Origin of the sequence: Streptomyces sparsogenes subsp. cuspidosporus (assembly GCF_039532705.1) — a bacterium.
In the GTDB taxonomy this organism is placed as follows: domain Bacteria; phylum Actinomycetota; class Actinomycetes; order Streptomycetales; family Streptomycetaceae; genus Streptomyces; species Streptomyces sparsogenes.
Map to the genome: position 1 here is coordinate 66351 of NZ_BAAASD010000031.1, position 16592 is coordinate 82942.

Annotated in this window: 11 protein-coding genes and 2 pseudogenes; 4 read left to right on the plus strand and 9 right to left on the minus strand. The window is 68.6% G+C overall.

Annotated features, from left to right (window positions below; genetic code table 11):
* Positions 1–46: 46 nt before the first annotated feature.
* From ABFY07_RS29370 to ABFY07_RS29400, 6 genes and pseudogenes are all read right to left on the minus strand, one after another.
* A complete protein-coding gene (locus ABFY07_RS29370) occupies positions 47–2029 on the minus strand; it encodes an alpha-L-fucosidase (protein ID WP_346177395.1) in 1983 nt (660 codons plus the stop codon).
* Between the two features lie 65 nt (positions 2030–2094).
* The gene (locus ABFY07_RS29375) at positions 2095–4503 is read right to left on the minus strand and encodes a ricin-type beta-trefoil lectin domain protein (protein ID WP_346177396.1); all 2409 of its coding nucleotides are present in this window, start codon (positions 4501–4503) and stop codon (positions 2095–2097) included.
* 68 nt (positions 4504–4571) lie between these two features.
* Positions 4572–5833 (minus strand): annotated as a pseudogene (locus tag ABFY07_RS29380) (ricin-type beta-trefoil lectin domain protein).
* 382 nt (positions 5834–6215) lie between these two features.
* Complete coding sequence (locus ABFY07_RS29390) at positions 6216–6797, minus strand: adenylate kinase (protein ID WP_346177397.1); 582 nt, start codon at positions 6795–6797, stop codon at positions 6216–6218.
* Positions 6798–6876: 79 nt separating this feature from the next.
* Positions 6877–8760, minus strand: a complete 1884-nt coding sequence (gene acs, locus ABFY07_RS29395) for an acetate--CoA ligase (protein WP_346177398.1) — start codon at positions 8758–8760, stop codon at positions 6877–6879.
* A 198-nt stretch (positions 8761–8958) separates the two neighbouring features.
* Complete coding sequence (locus ABFY07_RS29400) at positions 8959–10017, minus strand: 2,3-butanediol dehydrogenase (RefSeq protein ID WP_346177399.1); 1059 nt, start codon at positions 10015–10017, stop codon at positions 8959–8961.
* A gap of 372 nt (positions 10018–10389) precedes the next feature.
* Here ABFY07_RS29400 and ABFY07_RS29405 point away from each other — a divergent pair, with 372 nt between their 5' ends.
* Positions 10390–11526 carry a sigma-54-dependent transcriptional regulator family protein gene (locus tag ABFY07_RS29405; protein ID WP_346177400.1) on the plus strand — a complete coding sequence of 379 codons (1137 nt, stop codon included), beginning with the start codon at positions 10390–10392 and terminating at the stop codon, positions 11524–11526.
* A gap of 258 nt (positions 11527–11784) precedes the next feature.
* Here ABFY07_RS29405 and ABFY07_RS43240 read toward each other — a convergent pair.
* From ABFY07_RS43240 to lipA, 3 genes and pseudogenes are all read right to left on the minus strand, one after another.
* A pseudogene (locus tag ABFY07_RS43240) lies at positions 11785–11937 on the minus strand (FAD-dependent oxidoreductase); the annotation flags it as partial.
* Positions 11912–12208, minus strand: a complete 297-nt coding sequence (locus ABFY07_RS43245) for an FAD-dependent oxidoreductase (RefSeq protein WP_428837030.1) — start codon at positions 12206–12208, stop codon at positions 11912–11914. The gene ABFY07_RS43245 and the pseudogene ABFY07_RS43240, both read right to left, overlap by 26 nt.
* 153 nt (positions 12209–12361) lie before the next feature.
* Entirely contained in the window at positions 12362–13294 is a 933-nt protein-coding gene (lipA, locus tag ABFY07_RS29415; RefSeq protein WP_346177401.1) for a lipoyl synthase, read from the minus strand.
* Between the two features lie 39 nt (positions 13295–13333).
* Between lipA and ABFY07_RS29420 the strand changes: the two genes are divergently transcribed.
* From ABFY07_RS29420 to ABFY07_RS29430, 3 genes are read left to right on the plus strand one after another with little or no spacing between them, the layout of a single operon-like run.
* Positions 13334–14506, plus strand: a complete 1173-nt coding sequence (locus tag ABFY07_RS29420) for an ATP-NAD kinase family protein (RefSeq protein WP_346177402.1) — start codon at positions 13334–13336, stop codon at positions 14504–14506.
* A 45-nt stretch (positions 14507–14551) separates the two neighbouring features.
* Entirely contained in the window at positions 14552–15547 is a 996-nt protein-coding gene (locus ABFY07_RS29425; RefSeq protein WP_346177403.1) for a thiamine pyrophosphate-dependent dehydrogenase E1 component subunit alpha, read from the plus strand.
* A 25-nt stretch (positions 15548–15572) separates the two neighbouring features.
* On the plus strand, positions 15573–16586 hold the full coding sequence (locus tag ABFY07_RS29430; RefSeq protein ID WP_346177404.1) for an alpha-ketoacid dehydrogenase subunit beta: 1014 nt from the start codon (positions 15573–15575) through the stop codon (positions 16584–16586).
* Positions 16587–16592: the final 6 nt, after the last annotated feature.

Here is a 16592-nt window from a genome sequence, read left to right on the forward strand (position 1 = left end):
GGGTGGGCGGGGAGCGCCGGTCGACCGGGTACGGGTGCTGTGTGGTTCAGACCGCGGTGATGGTCCATTCGTTGTTGGTGCTGGGGTTCGGCGTCCACATCACCGTGGGGGAGCCGACCGTGGTGGTGCCGCTGCCGTCGAGGGCGGTGCCGGTGCTCCGATTGACGATCTGGTAGCGGTTGTCGCCGACGCTGTTGAGGGACCACTGCTGGTTCTCGCCGCCGTTCCACGCCTGCTGGCGGGCGGGAGCGCCGTTGGCGGAATTGCCCCAACTGTCGGCAGCCATGCCGTTGGTGCGGTTCATGATGCGGTAGTAGCCGTTGCCGAGGTCGATCAGTTGCCACTGCAGGTTGGCGCTCCCGTCGTAGTTCCACTGCTTGAGGCTGGATCCGGAGGCGACGTTGCCCCCGCTGTCGAGCGCCAGTCCGCTGGTCACGTTGGCGATCTTCACCCAGGTCGTGGAGCCGGCCGGCGCGCCCAGTGCGGGGATCTCACCGGAGAAGGTGAGCTTGACCGTGTACGCCAAGGCGCTGAACGGCGGGTTGGACGAGGGCATGGTGAGATGCAGGCCGGAGGCGTCCTGGGTCGGTGCGGGCAGGTCGATGTAGGCGCCGGCTGTGTTGTTCAGCAGTTTGGCGCCTGTCAGGCTGCCGAGGTTGATCCGGTTCGAGTTCAGTGTCGTGATGGTCATCGTGCCGCCCTGCCAGCCCAGCGCGGTGGCGTAGAGGACCTTGTTGTCCCGGCTGCGGGTGAACCGGATGTCCTGCGGCTTGCCGGCCACCGGTCCGCTGAACGAACCTCCGCCCATCTTGGTGGGGCCCTCGCCGTAACTGGCCCAGGAACGGGTGTTGTAGACCGCCTCTCCGAAGCGGCCGAGCCAGTCGCCCATGGCGAGCAGGATGGACTGCTGCCCGGAGGGGATGGTGCCGTCGGCCATCGGAGCGATGTTCAGCAGCATGCTGCCGCCCTTGCTGACCCGGTCGATCAGCGAGTGGAGCAGTGCCTGCGTCGAGTAGTAGCCGATGCCCACCGTGTAGCACCAACTGGATAAGGAGATGCTGTCGTCGGTCAGCCAGTAGGGGGTGAGCAGCCCTGCCGGGCCGCCACGCTCGAAGTCGAACACCTCACCCTTGTTGTTGAGGCCGTCCTTGTAGGTCGCGACCACGTCCTTGTTCCACGCGACCGCCTGGTTGTAGTAGTGCGCCAGAAACTGGAGCCGGTAGGACTCCTGCACCAGGTGCAGGTCGAAGTCCTGCCAGACGAGGTCCGGCTGGTAGCCGTCGATGATCTCGATCAGCTTGTCGTACCAGAGCTTGTTCTCCGCGGCCGGGCCCTGCTGGCCGAAGAGGACGCGGAGCGTCGGGTCCGACTGGGACGGCACGTGGTCGTAGAAGCCGTTGAAGTGATAGGCGTGGTGCAGCGAGGCCATGAACTTCAGTCCCTGCCCGCGGATGGCCCGCGCGTGCAGCCCCACGAGGTCGAGCCGGGGGCCGTGCCGGACCGAGTTCCACGGGTTGGAGCGGCTGTTCCACATGGAGAAGCCGTCGTGGTGTTCGGCGACCGGGCCGGCGAACCTGGCGCCGGCGGCCTTGAAGAGCTTGGCCCAGGCGTCCGGATCCCATGCGCCGCCCTCGGAGACGAGTCTGGGGGCGAACTGCACGTGGTTGCCGGCCTTGTCACGGGCGCCGTCGATGAAGTTGTTGTACGGCCATACCGAGGGGTCGCCATAGGTGGCGATGTGGTGCCGGTTCTCGGCCGATCCGCCGATGTACATGTTGCGCGGATACCACTCGTTGCCGAACGCGGGGACGCTGAAGGCGCCCCAGTGGTAGTAGATGCCGAACTTGGCGTCCTGGAACCAGGCCGGGGCCGGGGGGTGCTGGTCCACGGAGGACCAGCTCGGGGTGTAGCTTCCGGGGCCGTCGGTCGCGGCGGCCTCGGGGGCGAAGCGCAGCAGGCCGAACGCCGCGGCCGCGCCGGCCGCCGTCAGCAGTCGGCGGCGGCTGAGCGGTGAGGAAAAGGAGGACATGTGGGGGCCTCTCGGGGGAATTGACGGAGGTGGTGCGGGAGTCGGTGAGCGTGGCCGTCACCGGCTCAGCCGCGCGTCCACTTCTGGTTGCTCCCGCCGGTGCAGGTCCACAGCTGCAGCAGGGTGCCGTTGGCCGTTCCCGCGCCGGTGGCGTCCAGGCACAGGCCGGACTGGTCACCGGTGATCGTGCCGTCGGTGTGGAGCGTCCACTTCTGGTTGCCGCCGCCGTTGCAGTCCCAGATGTCCACCTTGGTGCCGGGGCTGGTGCCCTGGCCCGCCGCGTCCAGACAGTAGCTGCCGTAGACCCGCAGCTCACCGGCCGGGGTGTCCGTCCACTGCTGGTTGCCGCCGCCGTTGCAGTCCCACAGTTCCACCTGGGTGCCGGCCGTCTGTGACTGGTTCGGAACGTCCACGCACCGGCTGGAGGCGACCCCGGTGATCGTGCCGGTCGTGCCGCCGTCGTTTCCGCCACTGCCGGGGGTGATGGACAGATTGTCGAACTGCGCCGTCTCCCCCTGGCTGGTCCCGTAGCCGACCTGTCCGGCGGCCCAGGTCCGGTCGTTCACCGAACCGACCGTGGCACCGTCGATGACGGCGGTGATCGTGGTGCCGGAGAAGGTGAGGGCCAGGGTGTGCCACCGGTTGGTGCCCAGCGTGGCGGTCGTGCCGCGGGCCAGGGTGGAGACGTTGCCGCCGGTGTTCGTGTTCAGGATCGACCAGGCCCCGGTGTCGCTCACCCGCAGGCGGTAGGCGTTCTGCCCTCCGGTGCGGTCGTAGTCGTGCCCGCCCGCGCGGCCGATCAGCTCGGCGTATCCGGACTGTTCGAGCATCACGTCCGACGAGACGGTGTAGTTGCCCCAGCCCACGTCACCGAGCAAGGCGTGCGGGTCGGTCAGCGTGTCCCAGGTGATCGGCTTCTGCGGGCTCATCTGACGCACGCACGTGCCGCCGCGGCCGCCGCCGCAGCCCACCGCCTCGAAGGCGCCCTGCCAGTCCATGAGGTACTTCGCCTCGCGGCCGGTGGCGTAGCCGTCGAAGGAGTCGCTGTACGGCAGCTTCAGGGCGCCCCGGGCGGGGCCGGTGGCGGTGCCCTTGCCCTGTCCGGTCGTGGTGGTCAGGGTGTACAGGTGGCCGGGCTGTAGGGTCAGGCTGAACCCGCTGCCGGACGGGGTGATGTCCGTGGTGTGCACGAAGTGGTCGGCGGGGTTGCCGGACGTGACGTCGGTGGACCAGACGTGGACGGTTCCGGCGGACAGCCCCCCGGTGACGTTGAAGTTCAGCGTCTGGGCGCTGCCGGCGTCCATCGTCTCGATGACCATGGAGTAGTCGGAGTTGTTGGTGGATTTGAGCGAGACGTAGCTCCCGTTGTTGCGGTTGCCGCCGATGTAGCCGCTGGAGGCATCGAGGTACCGCCACCCCGGGGCGGTGAACTGGCTGGTGTGTGCCATCACCCAGGTGTTCTTGCCGATCGAGTAGGAGCCGGACCACGGCTGCGAGGCCAGGGCGAGCCCCATGGTGGGGTAGGGCAGGTTGGGTGTGAGGGCGGCGACCACCGGCCAGTTGAGGTACGCGGTCATCCGTCCGTCGATGTATCCGCGGTTGATGCCGCGGGCCATGGCCTGCGCTCCCCCGTTGTAGTCGTCCGAGCCGTTCTCGCTCGCCCACAACGGCTTGCCGGACGACATGGCGGCCGACGGCACCGAGCAGTTGGACTGTGACGACCGGTAGCCGCAGGGATAGTGCGTGCCGATGGCGCTCACGGAGGAGGCGAACGCCGGGTTGGAGTTGATGTCGCCCGCCACGGACCAGTCCGAGTCAGCCGCGACGATCTTGACGTTGCCGTAGCCTTTGCTGTTGAGCGCGGCGCGAAGCTGCTGGTACCAGGAGACGTTGTAGCCTCGCTCGTTCCACCCGCCGAGGTAGTCGATGCTCAGCCCGTGCTGCCTGGCGCAGCCGAGCCACGAGAGCACATAGTCGACCATGTCGGTGGACCAGAAGTTCCCGCCGCCGATCCAGCCGGGCGCGCCCCAGGCGAGCCCGTACAGCTTGATGTCCGGGTTGCGCGCTTCGGCCTGCTCCATCAGCCACCATTCGTAGCCCCGGTCGCAGTTCAGGTCGGATCGGGTGTGCTGGTGGCTCGGCTCGGCCCCCGAGGTGGAGTTGGTGTCACCGCCGATCTCCGCTTTGAGGATCTGCAGGGAGGCGCCGTAGCCGGGCCGGAACAGGTAGTCGAGGATCTGGCCGCGCTCGGGCTCGGGATAGTCGATCAGGAGTCTGCTGTTGCCGCCCCCGCCGCTGATGGCGCCGACACCGTCGAAGGTCCGGCCGCCGGACGCGCCGTTGATCGTGACGGAGGTGGCGGCCTGGGCCGGCGCGGCGGTCGTGCCCACGATGCCGCCGGCGGTCAGGAGGAGGCCCGCGAGCACGGCCGTTGAGGCGCGCAGGCGCCGTAACAGCCGTCCGAATGCTGACACGCTGGGTTCCTTTCGCAGGTCGGAGGTGTCCCGGGGTCGGTGGTGGCGGGTCCGGCCGCGGGGCCGAGTCATCCCAGCGTCCACCGCTGGCTGCCGCCGCCGTTGCAGGTCCACAGCTCGGCGAGGGCGCCATCAGCCGTCGCCCCTCCGGTGACGTCCAGGCACAGTCCGGACTGGACGCCGGTGATCGTGCCGTTGGAGTTCCGTGTCCACTGCTGGGGGCCTGGCCGTTGCACTGCCAGGTCACCACCTTCGTACCAGGGGTGGTCCGGTTGTCGTTGGCGTCCAGACACATCCGGCGGCTGCCGGAGCAGACGGTGAGCTGGTTGGACGTGGAGTGCGTCCATGTCTGGTTGGCGCCGCCGACTGATGGTCGCCGTCGAACCCGTCTCGTTGAACAGCGCCACGGACACGTCACCGCCCGCCAGCGGCTTGGCCGACACGTCCAGGCTCCCCGAGGAGGAGACCATGGTTCCCTGCTGCCCAGGGGGTCCTGGTCGACCGCGATCACCCGGGAGTTGGTCAGCGTGGACAGGGTGTCCGCACTGCCCGAGGGGATGTCGGTGCCCGCGATCAGCGGCGCGGCCATCTCCGCCCACAGACTGAACTCACTGCGCCTCTCGGTGGCCGTCAGCGAGCCGTTGCCGACCTCCAGCATGTCCGGGTCGTTCCAGTGTCCGGGGCCGGCGTAGGAGGCCAGGCCCACGTTGCTGTGGAATGTCGACAGCATGCTGGCGAAGCTCGCGTTGATGGTCCCGGTGGGGCGCCGGCTATGGCCCACGTCCGCGCCCCAGGTCCACACGTTCTCCTGGCCCCGGTTGCACAGGCTGAACAGGATCGGCCGGCCGGTGGCCGCCGGGGCGTCACGCATCGCGGTGGAGCGGGTCCGCGCCGACACGCCGGTGTTGTTGCGGTCGTCGTACTTCGGATAGTCCACGCCCCACGCCGCGAAGGACTGCGCGTCCGTGGTCTCGTGACCGAGGCTGCCCGGATACCCCGCACCGGTCGCGGTGCCCGCGTGCTCGTAGATCCCCAGCTCATCGCACGGGCCCGACCCGCTGGGCGGAGCTGTCGGGCTGCTCCACTTGTGGTTGCTCTGGTCGTTGCAGGTCCACAGGATGACCGCGGTGCCATTGGCCGTGCCCGCCCCGTTGACGTCCAGGCACCGCCCCGACGCCGAACTCAGCAGGGGTACCGCTGACGTTGACGCCGACCATGTCGGCGCGGTCGCCAGCGACAGGGCCAGCAGTGCTGTCACGCATACGACGGCAGCCGGTAAGCGTGGTCCATGGGCCGCGGGGCTCCGGGGCGGAGCGGATGAAGGCTGCATTCTGTTCCTCGCATATGCGGGGGAAGGGGACAGAGAGCGCCGTGCCTGCCACAGGATGTTCAGAAGGGGCGTCGACCGCTCCCGTCAGCGGGCCCAAGAGCGCCCACAGGGAACACTCAGACATCCCATGTCACATAGTGATCCCACAGGGTCATCACCCTGTCAATAGAGACGTATCGACGATCAGAAACTCGATCCATCCCATGTTTCACCTTGATCATATCGGCATGAGGGCATGCCGGAGCCCGCGTCCGGCGACGGACGCTGCGCCGGCCGCGAGCGGCGGGGAGGCCGTGGAGACGCGCTTGATGAGTTGCTGACGGCTGCAACAGAAGGCTGTCCAGCTATGTCGGGCCCTGGCAGGGGCGAAAGGTCGCGCTGATCACGACGGTTCCGAAGGTTCTTCCAGCAGCCGTGTCCGGCCCGCCAGGGAGTCGAGTATCCGGGCGGTGATCTCATCGACCGGCCCGAGGGCGGGGACACTCAGCAGGATGGACGCGTAGTGGTCAAGAAGCGGGGCGGTCTGCTGCCAGTAGACGCGCTGCCTATGACGTATGACGTCCTCGGCGTCGTCCAGGCGGCCCCGACCCAGCAGCCGAGCGAGGAGGACGGCCTCGGGGGCCGTGAGCTCCAGTACGGCGTCGAGCGTGGCACCGAAGCCGGCCAGGACGCCGGTGAGTTCATGCGCCTGGGGCACGGTTCGGGGGAAGCCGTCGAGGAGGAAGCCCGGGCGGGCATCGGGTTGTTCCAGACGCTCACGGACCATGCTGCTGGTGAGGTGGTCGGGTACGAGTTCACCGGTGTCCAGGTAGCGCTGGGCATCGCGCCCGAGGGAAGTTCGGCGGGAGACGTGGTCTCGGAACAGGTCCCCGGTGGAGATATGGGGTACGCCCAGCTTCTCACTGAGGACGGCGGCTTGGGTGCCCTTGCCCGCGCCGGGCGGGCCGATGAGGACGAGGCGCATCTGCGGGTGGACCTTTCTTCGAATCGGGCGAATGGTGCGTGGGGGCGAACACCTCTGGGCTCGGGTGCCTCGGCGCCGGTCAGTCGGCCTGTCGGGTCTCCCGGACGAGACCGGCGTTGATCAGGTCCATCACGGAGGCGTCGGCCAGCGTGGTGACGTCGCCGACCTCGCGGTTCTCTGCGACATCGCGCAGTAGCCGTCGCATGATCTTGCCCGAGCGGGTCTTGGGCAGTTCGGGGACGGTGAGGATCCGGCGGGGCTTGGCGATGGGACCGATCTCCTGTGCCACGTGCTCGCGCAGCGCCGCGACCACGCGGCCGGCGTCCGCCTCCCGCGCTGTGGCGCCACCGCGCAGGATGACGAAGGCGACGATGGCCTGTCCCGTCGTGGTGTCCGAGGCGCCGACCACGGCGGCCTCGGCCACCGTGGGGTGCGACACGAGCGCCGACTCGACCTCGGCGGTGGAGATCCGGTGCCCGGAGACGTTCATCACGTCGTCGATCCGGCCGAGCAGCCAGATGTCGCCGTCCTCGTCGTAGCGGGCGCCGTCACCGGCGAAGTAGTAGCCCTGCGCCGGGAAACGGGACCAGTAGGTCTCACGGTAGCGATCGTCGTCGCCCCAGACACCGCGCAGCATGGACGGCCACGGCTGGTCGAGCACCAGGTAGCCGCTCTCCCCCTTGCCGACCTCCCTGCCCTGGTCGTCGACCACCTTGGCGGAGATCCCCGGCAGCGGTGTCCGCGCCGAACCGGGCTTCGCGTCCGGCCTGCCGGGCAGCGGCGCGATCATGACCGCGCCGGTCTCCGTCTGCCACCAGGTGTCCACCACCGGCGCACGGTCGCCGCCGATGTGTCTGCGGTACCAGCGCCACGCCTCGGGGTTGATCGGCTCGCCGACGCTGCCGAGCACACCGATCGAGGACAGGTCGTAACGGGCAGGGATGTCCTCGCCCCACTTCATGAACGTCCGGATGAGGGTGGGGGCGGTGTAGTAGACGGAGACGCCGTAACGCTCGATGATCTCGAAGTGACGTCCCTCGTGCGGCGTGTTGGGCGTGCCCTCGTACATGACCGAGGTGGTGCGGTTGGCGAGCGGCCCGTACACGATGTACGAGTGCCCGGTGATCCAGCCGATGTCGGCGGTGCACCAGTAGATGTCGGAGTCGGGGTCCAGGCCGAAGACGGCGCGGTGGGTGTACGCGGCCTGGGTGAGGTAGCCGCCGGTGGTGTGCAGGATGCCCTTCGGCTTCCCGGTCGTGCCCGAGGTGTAGAGGACGAACAGCGGGTGCTCGGCGTCGAACGCCTCCGGCCGGTGGGCTGCGGACTGGGTGTCCACCAGGTGGTGCCACCACAGGTCGCGGCCCTCGGTCCACGGCACGTCGGCTCCGGTGCGCCGGACGACCAGGACGTGTTCGATGCTCGGCGTGTACCCGGTCGCCTCGTCGGTCAGCGCCTTCATCGGCTCGGCCTTCCCCCGGCGGTACTGGCCGTCCGAGGTGATCAGCAGCCTGGCGCCGGCGTCCTCGATCCGGGACCGGAGGGCAGCCGGGGAGAACCCGCCGAAGACCACGCTGTGCGGCAGGCCGAGCCGCGCGCAGGCCAGCATCGCGAACACGGCCTCGGGGATCATAGGCAACTGGATCGCGACCCGGTCACCTGCGCGAAGTCCCAGCGAGAGCAGGGCGTTGGCGGTCTTGCAGACCTCGCTCCGCAGCTCGGCGTAGGTGATGGTCCGGGTGTCGCCGGGCTCGCCCTCCCAGTGGAAGGCCACCTGGTCGCCGTGGCCGGCTTCGACGTGCCGGTCGACGCAGTTGTACGCCACATTGAGCCTGCCGCCGGTGAACCACCGGGCAAAGGGCGCGCCCGACCAGTCCAGGGCCTGGTTCCACCGGGTGTCCCAGTGCAGCCTCTGTGCCTGTTCCTCCCAGAACTCCAGCCGGTCGTGGTCGGGGGACAGGGACATGGGGGATCCTCCAGCGGATCTTGACAGCGGACGAGGGACAGACGGCGGGATCAGGCGGCACGGTGGCCGGATCGGGTTGCGGGAGCTGCGAGCAGTGCGATTACGGCCTGGGAAACGCCGAGCAACCGACTCCCCTGCGGTGTGCCCGACGGCGCGGTCGGCACCGGCTCATGGCCTGGGCACGGATCCGGTCGGCCCTCACCGCGGGCGCACCAGGATCTTGACGTTCTCCTCCTTGTTGTTCACCAGTTCGTCGAAGCCGCCCGTGACAATGTCATCGAGACCGATTCGGCCGGTGATGAACTGGTAGGGGTCGACGCGGCCGCTCGCGACCAACGCGATGGTCGCCGGGTGGTCGTTCGCGTAGGCGAGGCTGCCGACCACCTTGACCTCGCGGAACACCAGATCGTTCAGTGCGACCTTGGCCTCGTGTCCCCAGATGGCGACGTTCACGCAGGTGCCGCCCGCGCGTGTGGAACGGATCGCCGACTTGAGGACCGCGTCGATGCCGGCGCATTCGAAGGTCACATCGGCGTTGCGGCCCTTGGTCAGCTCCGACACCGCAGTGGCGATGTCCGTAGTGGTTGGATCGAGTACGTGATCGGCGCCGGCCACGACTGCTTTGGCCTTGCGTATGTCCGCCGGCTCCACGACGATGACCGACTCGATGCCGACCGCCCGCAGTACAGCCGTGGTCACCAGGCCGATCGGTCCCGCACCGAACACGATGGCACTGCCTTCGGGACGGACTCCGGACAGCCGTACGGCGTGGTAGGCGACCGCGAGTGGCTCGATGAGAGCGCCCACGTCGGTGCCGAGTTCGCCGAGCGGATGGATCCAGCGCCGCTCCGCGACGACGAACTGTGAGAATCCGCCTCCTCCCCCGGAGAGGCCCACGAACCCCAGCGACTGGCAGACGTTGTACATGCCACGCCGGCAGGGGTCGCACCGGCCGCATACGAGGTAGGGCTCGACAACGACCCGGTCGCCTATGCGCAGGTCTTCGACGCCGTCACCGAGTTCCCGGACCACTCCCGCGAACTCGTGACCGAGAGTGATGGGCACGGTCTCTTCCGTGAGGGGGTGCGGCGCACCTTTGGCCGGCGCGAAGATGGGCCCTTCGAGATACTCATGGAGGTCGGTACCGCAGATGCCGCACCACTCGACCTCGACCTTGACGGTGCCCGGCCGTGTCGCCGGTTCCGCGACATCGTCGATCCGGATATCGCCTGGACCGTAGAAGCGCGCTGCCTTCATCCTCAGCTCCCTTGCTGGCGGATAGCTCTTGCAGTGGTATAGCGGGGGGCGCCCTTGGAGGCGGTGGCCGTTTTATCGGCCAGAGGCCGTGAAATCGGCGTTGAGGAACCCGAGGTTGAACCGTGACCGGGTGACGAATAGCCGTGCCCAGAACAAGGCGGCATTCACGCCGATTACATGTCCTGCCGGGCGGGCCCGCCAGGGTTGCAGGGAATTGCATGGAGTTGTTGCACGGCGGTAGCGCTTGGTTCATACGGCGGATACGCTCCCCCCGACTGGCGCGAAGGTACGGGAGGTGCGGTGGTCGTGAGCGTGCACAGTGCGATCCCTCAGGGCCGAAGCTTGCCTGATTACGCCCGGGACCTGGTCCGAATGCATGAAGCCGTCATCGGCGGAAACCGCCCCCCGCTGGCGCCACGCCCGCTCGTCTCCCGGTCCTGGACGCGCATGCTGCGGATGGGCCTGGCGGTACAGGGCGGGAACCCGCGCGCTTCTGTGACGGAAGAAGAGATCGCACGCCGGCGGTACGAATCACCCATGCGGAGCGCCGCCCAAGAATTCATGCACATATTCGCAGCGAATCCGGACGCCTCGCACATGCTTCTGGTGGTCGCGGACGCAGATGGTGTTGTGCTCTGGCGGGGAGGCGCGGCATCGGTGCGGCGCCGTGCCGACACGCTCGGTTTCACCGAGGGCGCGGTCTGGACGGAGGCACAGGTAGGCACCAATGCGATCGGCACCGCGCTGGCCGAGGTCGCACCCGTGGAGTTGCTCTCCGGTGAACACTTCGAGCAGGACCAGCACACGTGGTACTGCACCGCCTGCCCGGTCCACGACCCCCGCACCGGGGATCTGCTGGGCGTCATCGACATCAGCGGCCCTGCGCTCACGCTGCACCCGGCGATCGGCGCGCTGGCCGAGACCGGGCGCCGTCTCATGGAGGCCCAGATCTGGCGGTGTCACCAGGAGCATCTTGAGCGGCTTCGGCAGTCGGCCGAACCGCTTCTGGCCGCCACTTCGGGTCCGGCGCTGGTGGTCGACGATCACGGGTGGGTCGCGCACAGCTCCGGCGTCGCCGTGGGCGCACGGATTCCCGCACCAGCGGCCAGGCAGACCCTTGCTGTGCCCGGTTATGGCGTCTGCGTGCCGGAGCGTCTGCCGAACGGCTGGCTCGTCCGGCCATACAGCGGCGGACGGAAGGTGCTGCTCGAACTCGACGTGTCCAGCACCCCGTCGCTGCAGGTACACGCCGGTGACACGGCCTGGCGTCGGCTCGTCACGAAACGGCACGCCGAAATTCTCGCGCTCCTGCACCGTGCGGGTCCCGCCGGCATGTCGGCCGAAGCGCTCAGTCAGGCATTGTTCGGCGATACGGGTCACCTCATTGCGGCGCGGGCCGAGGTGTCGCGCCTTCGCCGCCGGCTCGGCGGGATTGTGGCGACCCGGCCCTACCGTCTCGCCGACGGCGTCCGGCTCACCGTCACGCACGGCGACAACGGGGAGCCGTGACACCGGGGCCCGATGCTTCCACGGTGGGGGGCCGGACATGACGTCCTGTCCCCCACCGTTCGCCTCGCCCTGGGGGACTCATCCGGTCAGGCGTGCGTGTGGAGTGGCGTGCCGGCAAGGGCGAGGTGCGCCTCGCCCAGGGCCTCGGACTGGGTCGGGCCCGCGAGGTCGTACGTGAGGGTCCTGATACCGGAAGCCGCGGTGTGCGAGCTGCGGGCCTGCCACGATGTCACCTACGGCATACACGTCGGGCGGGTTGGTCCGTAGCCGCTCGTCGGTGGCGACGAATCCGCGCTCCAGTTTCAACCCGGACTCCTCATAGCCGTGGCCGGCGGTGTTGGGGCCGCGGCCCACCGCCACCAGCAACACGTCACATTCGAGCGTGTCACCGGATTCCAGTGCGATGCTCACGCCGCGCTCGACCTGTTGGGCCCCGGCCCTCGACGCCGATGAAGCCGCCGCCGCGCACGACGACCTTCGCGGGGACGTGGTCCAGCCGTAGTGCGTCCTCGCCGGTGATGACCCTGCCGCCCAGCTCCGGACCGGGCAGGGACTTGACGTAGGAGCCGGTGGCGGGGACGAGGCTCTGGCCGGTGTAGGGGGTGCCCTCGAGATCGACACTGGCCCCGCCGACGAAGGTGCCACGCCCCTGGACCACGGTGACCTTGTGGGCGTCAGCCAAGCCCCGCAGGCCCTTGTAGAGGCGGGAGACGACCGAGAAATATCACGGACCGGCCCAGCTCAGCGGCCCGGAAGGCCGCGGCACAACCGCCTGACCCGCCACCGAGGATCACCATGTCGGCAGTGGTCACTTCACTTCTCCTCTCACTTCGCTTCACTTCTCCTTGTTCGCTTCCTGCGCCTGCCGGTAAAGCCGTCCGGCCCGGTAGGAGGAGCGCACCAGCGGGCCGGACATCACCCCCGCGAACCCGATCCCGATCGCGAGGTCACGGAGTTCGTCGAACTCTTCCGGCGGTACCCACCGGGCGACAGGGTGGTGCCGCACCGACGGCCGCAGGTACTGGGTGATGGTCAGCAGCCGGCATCCCGCCGCGTGAAGGTCGCGCAGTGTCTCCACGGCCTCCTCGCCCGTTTCGCCCAGCCCCAGGATCAGATTCGATTTGGTCACCAGCCCGGCCCCCCGCGCCCGTGCCAGCACGCCGAGCGAGCGCTGGTAGTCGAAACCGGGACGGATGCGCCGGAAGATCCTCGGCACCGTCTCCACGTTGTGCGCCAGCACCTGTGGACCTGCTCCGAACACCTCGTCGAGGAGATGCGCCGCGCCGTTGAAGTCCGGGATCAGCACCTCGACCGCGGTGCCCGGGTTGTGCTGGTGGATTCGCCGCACCGTCTCCGCGTACAACCACACACCGCCATCAGGCAGGTCGTCCCGTGCGACGCCGGTGACGGTGGCGTATCGAAGCTTCATCGCGCGTACCGACTCGGCGACGCGCAGCGGCTCCGCGGTGTCCGGCTCGGCCGGTTTCCCCGTGTCGATCTGGCAGAAATCGCAGCGGCGGGTGCACCGGTCACCGCCGATCAGGAAGGTGGCCTCCCGATCTTCCCAGCACTCGAAGATGTTCGGACAGGCCGCCTCTTCGCACACGGTGTGCAGTCGCTCGTGGCGCACGAGCTCCCGCAGCTTGGTGTATTCCGTCCCGGTCCGTACGCGGGTCCTGATCCAGGGAGGCTTTCGCTCGACCGGGACCGCGCTGTTGCGGACTTCCAACCGCAGGAGCCGCCGTCCGTCCGGTTGCACACTTGTCATCGGCCCACGGTCGGATCACCGCGCCGTACACACAAGGCGTTGCGCCCGATTGCACTCACCGCCGCGTGCAATGTCTTGCAACCCTGTCCGGCTGAGCGGGTTCCGCAGTCCCATGACACCCGTGGCCGGATGACGCCGGTCACACATCGGATCGTGAAGGGGCCCTGCGGCATGACTGCGGTGGGCATTGTGGCCAACCCGGCCTCCGGCCGGGACATCCGGCGGCTGGTATCCGGCGCATCGGTCTTCCCGACAGCCGAGAAGGCCAACATGGTGCAGCGCATGCTCACGGCGCTGGGCGCGGTCGGCGTCGAGACGGTACTGGTATCCGTCGATCTCGGAGGGATCTCCGCGGCCGTACTGAAAGGTGTGCGGAACCGGCCGGCGAGGAAGACGCCATGGCCGCACGTCCGCTTCGTCGATGACGATGCCATCACCGACAGCGCTCAGGACACGGCCAACGCGGTCCGCCGCATGATCGCGGCCGGCGCGAAGGTGATCATCTGCCTCGGTGGCGATGGAACCGCGCGTGTGGCCACGGCGGCGCTGCTCGCCGGCCCCGGGTACGACGTGCCGTTGCTGTCCCTCTCCACGGGTACCAACAACGCCTTCCCACAGATGCGTGAGGCCACAGTCGCCGGCCTGGCGGCCGGGCTGGTGGCCACCGGGGCCGTCGACCACGGCATCGCCACCACCCGGGCTCACGTACTCGAGGTACGCACCGGGAACCGGACCGAGCTCGGGCTGGTCGACGTCGCGGTGTCCCAAGAGCCCTATGTCGGCTCCCAGGCACTGTGGCACCCCGACGCCCTCACCGAGCTGTACTGCGCCTTCGCCGAGCCGGGCGCGACCGGCTTGTCCTCCATCGCGGGTCTGCTCAGCCCCAGTCCGCGGGACAAGCCCGAGGGCGTCGCGGTGCGTCTGTGCCCGGCGAAGCAAGCACCCACCGTGATCAACGCGCCGATCGCTCCGGGCCTGGTGCTGCCGGTCGGGGTGGCCGCCTGGCGGCCCCTGCACACCGGCGAGCAGGTGGAGATCAGCACCACCCGCGGCGTGGTGGCGTTCGACGGCGAGCGCGAACTGGAACTGGTGGGCACGACGGGTGCCACGGTGCGGCTCAGGGAAGACGGGCCGCTCTGTGTCGACGTCACGGCCGTGATGAGCCAGGCGGCACGAGCCGGCCTGTTCCGCAGTGATCACACCGTGGTCTGAGGACGACCGGACCGACAAGAGCCCTTGAAGAAAGGATTGTCAACGATGACACCCACTCAACCGGCCAACGCCACATCGGGGCTCGACGAGAAGGCACTGCTGGAGGCATATCGCACCATGCGCACCATCCGCGAGTTCGAGGAGCGGCTGCACCTCGAGTTCGCCACGGGTGAGATACCGGGGTTCGTGCACCTGTACGCCGGCGAGGAAGCCTCGGCCACCGCGGTGTGTGCCCACCTCGACGAGCGCGATTCGATCGCCAGCACGCACCGCGGCCACGGGCACTGCATCGCCAAGGGCGTGGACGTCAAGGAGATGATGGCCGAGATCTACGGTCGTGTCACCGGGTCCTGCCGGGGCAAGGGCGGCTCGATGCACATCGCCGACCTGTCCAAGGGCATGCTCGGCGCGAACGGCATCGTCGGCGGCGGTCCGCCCCTGATCTGCGGCACCGCTCTGGCGGCCAAGCAGCAGGGGACCGGGGGCGTCGGCGTGGCGTTCTTCGGTGACGGGGCGAGTAATCAGGGGACCACCCTGGAAGCGCTCAACCTCGCCTCCGTGTGGAACCTGCCCGCGATCTTCGTGGCGGAGAACAACGGCTACGCGGAGGCCACGGCCGCCACCTGGTCGGTGGCCTGCGACAACATCGCCGACCGTGCCGTCGGATTCGGTATGCCGGGTGTGATCGTGGACGGCTTCGACTTCTTCGCGGTGTACGAGGCCGCGGGTGAGGCGATCGAGCGGGCCCGCGAAGGCGGGGGGCCCACGCTGATCGAGGTCAAGTTCACCCGGTACTACGGCCACTTCGAGGGCGACCAGCAGACCTATCGCGCCGATGAGGTGGCGCGGGCCCGCACGTCCCTGGACTGCCTCAAGCAGTTCCGTGAGCGTGTCACCGCTTCCGGCCGGCTCGACACGGCCGCACTGGACGGTGTCGACCAGGAAGTGGTCGGTCTCATCGAGGACGCGGTGACGGAGGCCAAGCAGGCCCCGACGCCCACCGCGAACGACCTCACCACCGACGTCTACGTCACCTACTGACCCCGAGACTTCCAGGAGCACGGTCATGGCACGCACGATCAGCTATCGCGAGGCGGTCAACGAGGCGCTCAGGCAGGAGATGGAGCGCGACGGGTCCGTCATCATCATGGGCGAGGACAACGCGGGCGGCGCGGGCAGTCCGGGTGAGGACGACGCATGGGGCGGTGTCCTCGGCGTGACCAAGGGGCTGTACCAGCAGTTCCCGGGACGAGTGCTGGACACGCCGATTTCGGAATCGGCGTTCGTCGGCGCCGCGGTCGGCGCCGCGACACGTGGCCTGCGCCCGGTGGCCGAGCTGATGTTCATCGACTTCATGGGCGTCTGTTTCGACCAGATCTTCAACCAGGCCGCCAAGTTCCGCTACATGTTCGGCGGCAAGGCCGTCACACCCGTGGTGGTGCGGACCATGTACGGAGCCGGTCTCAACGCCGCCGCACAGCACTCCCAGTGCCTGTACCCGCTCTTCACCCACATCCCCGGCCTCAAGGTCGTCCTGCCCTCCAGCCCGTATGAGGCCAAGGGCCTGCTCATCCAGGCAATCCGCGACAACGACCCGGTCATCTTCTGCGAGCACAAGGCGCTCTACGACATGACCGGCGAGGTACCCGAGGACAGCTACACCATCCCGTTCGGCGAGGCCAACGTGGTCCGTGACGGTGACGATGTCACCATCGTCGCCCTCGGCCGCATGGTCTCGATGGCCGAGGAGGCGGCGGTCGAGCTGGCGCGGCAGGGCATCCAGGCGGAGATCATCGACCCGCGCACCACCAGTCCCCTCGACAGCGAAACGATCCTCGAAAGCGTCGAGAACACCGGCCGGCTCGTCGTGGTCGACGAGGCCACCCCACGCTGCGGCATGGCCACCGACATCTCGGCCCTGGTGGCGCAGGAGGCATTCGGCGCCCTGCGGGCGCCCATCGAGATGGTCACCGCCCCACACACTCCGGTGCCCTTCGCACAGCCCCTGGAGCAGCTCTACATCCCGGACGCGCAGAAGGTGGCCAACGCCGTCAAGAAGACGATGGACTGGAAGAAGTGACGGACC

Excerpts from the sequence above, each read along its gene's own strand:
- ABFY07_RS29370 (WP_346177395.1), bottom strand. The coding sequence starts at position 2,029 with ATGTCCTCCTTTTCCTCACCGCTCAGCCGCCGCCGACTGCTGACGGCG.
- ABFY07_RS29390 (WP_346177397.1), bottom strand. The coding sequence starts at position 6,797 with ATGCGCCTCGTCCTCATCGGCCCGCCCGGCGCGGGCAAGGGCACCCAA.
- acs (WP_346177398.1), bottom strand. The coding sequence starts at position 8,760 with ATGTCCCTGTCCCCCGACCACGACCGGCTGGAGTTCTGGGAGGAACAG.
- ABFY07_RS29400 (WP_346177399.1), bottom strand. The coding sequence starts at position 10,017 with ATGAAGGCAGCGCGCTTCTACGGTCCAGGCGATATCCGGATCGACGAT.
- ABFY07_RS29405 (WP_346177400.1), top strand. The coding sequence starts at position 10,390 with ATGCATGAAGCCGTCATCGGCGGAAACCGCCCCCCGCTGGCGCCACGC.
- lipA (WP_346177401.1), bottom strand. The coding sequence starts at position 13,294 with ATGACAAGTGTGCAACCGGACGGACGGCGGCTCCTGCGGTTGGAAGTC.
- ABFY07_RS29425 (WP_346177403.1), top strand. The coding sequence starts at position 14,552 with ATGACACCCACTCAACCGGCCAACGCCACATCGGGGCTCGACGAGAAG.
- ABFY07_RS29430 (WP_346177404.1), top strand. The coding sequence starts at position 15,573 with ATGGCACGCACGATCAGCTATCGCGAGGCGGTCAACGAGGCGCTCAGG.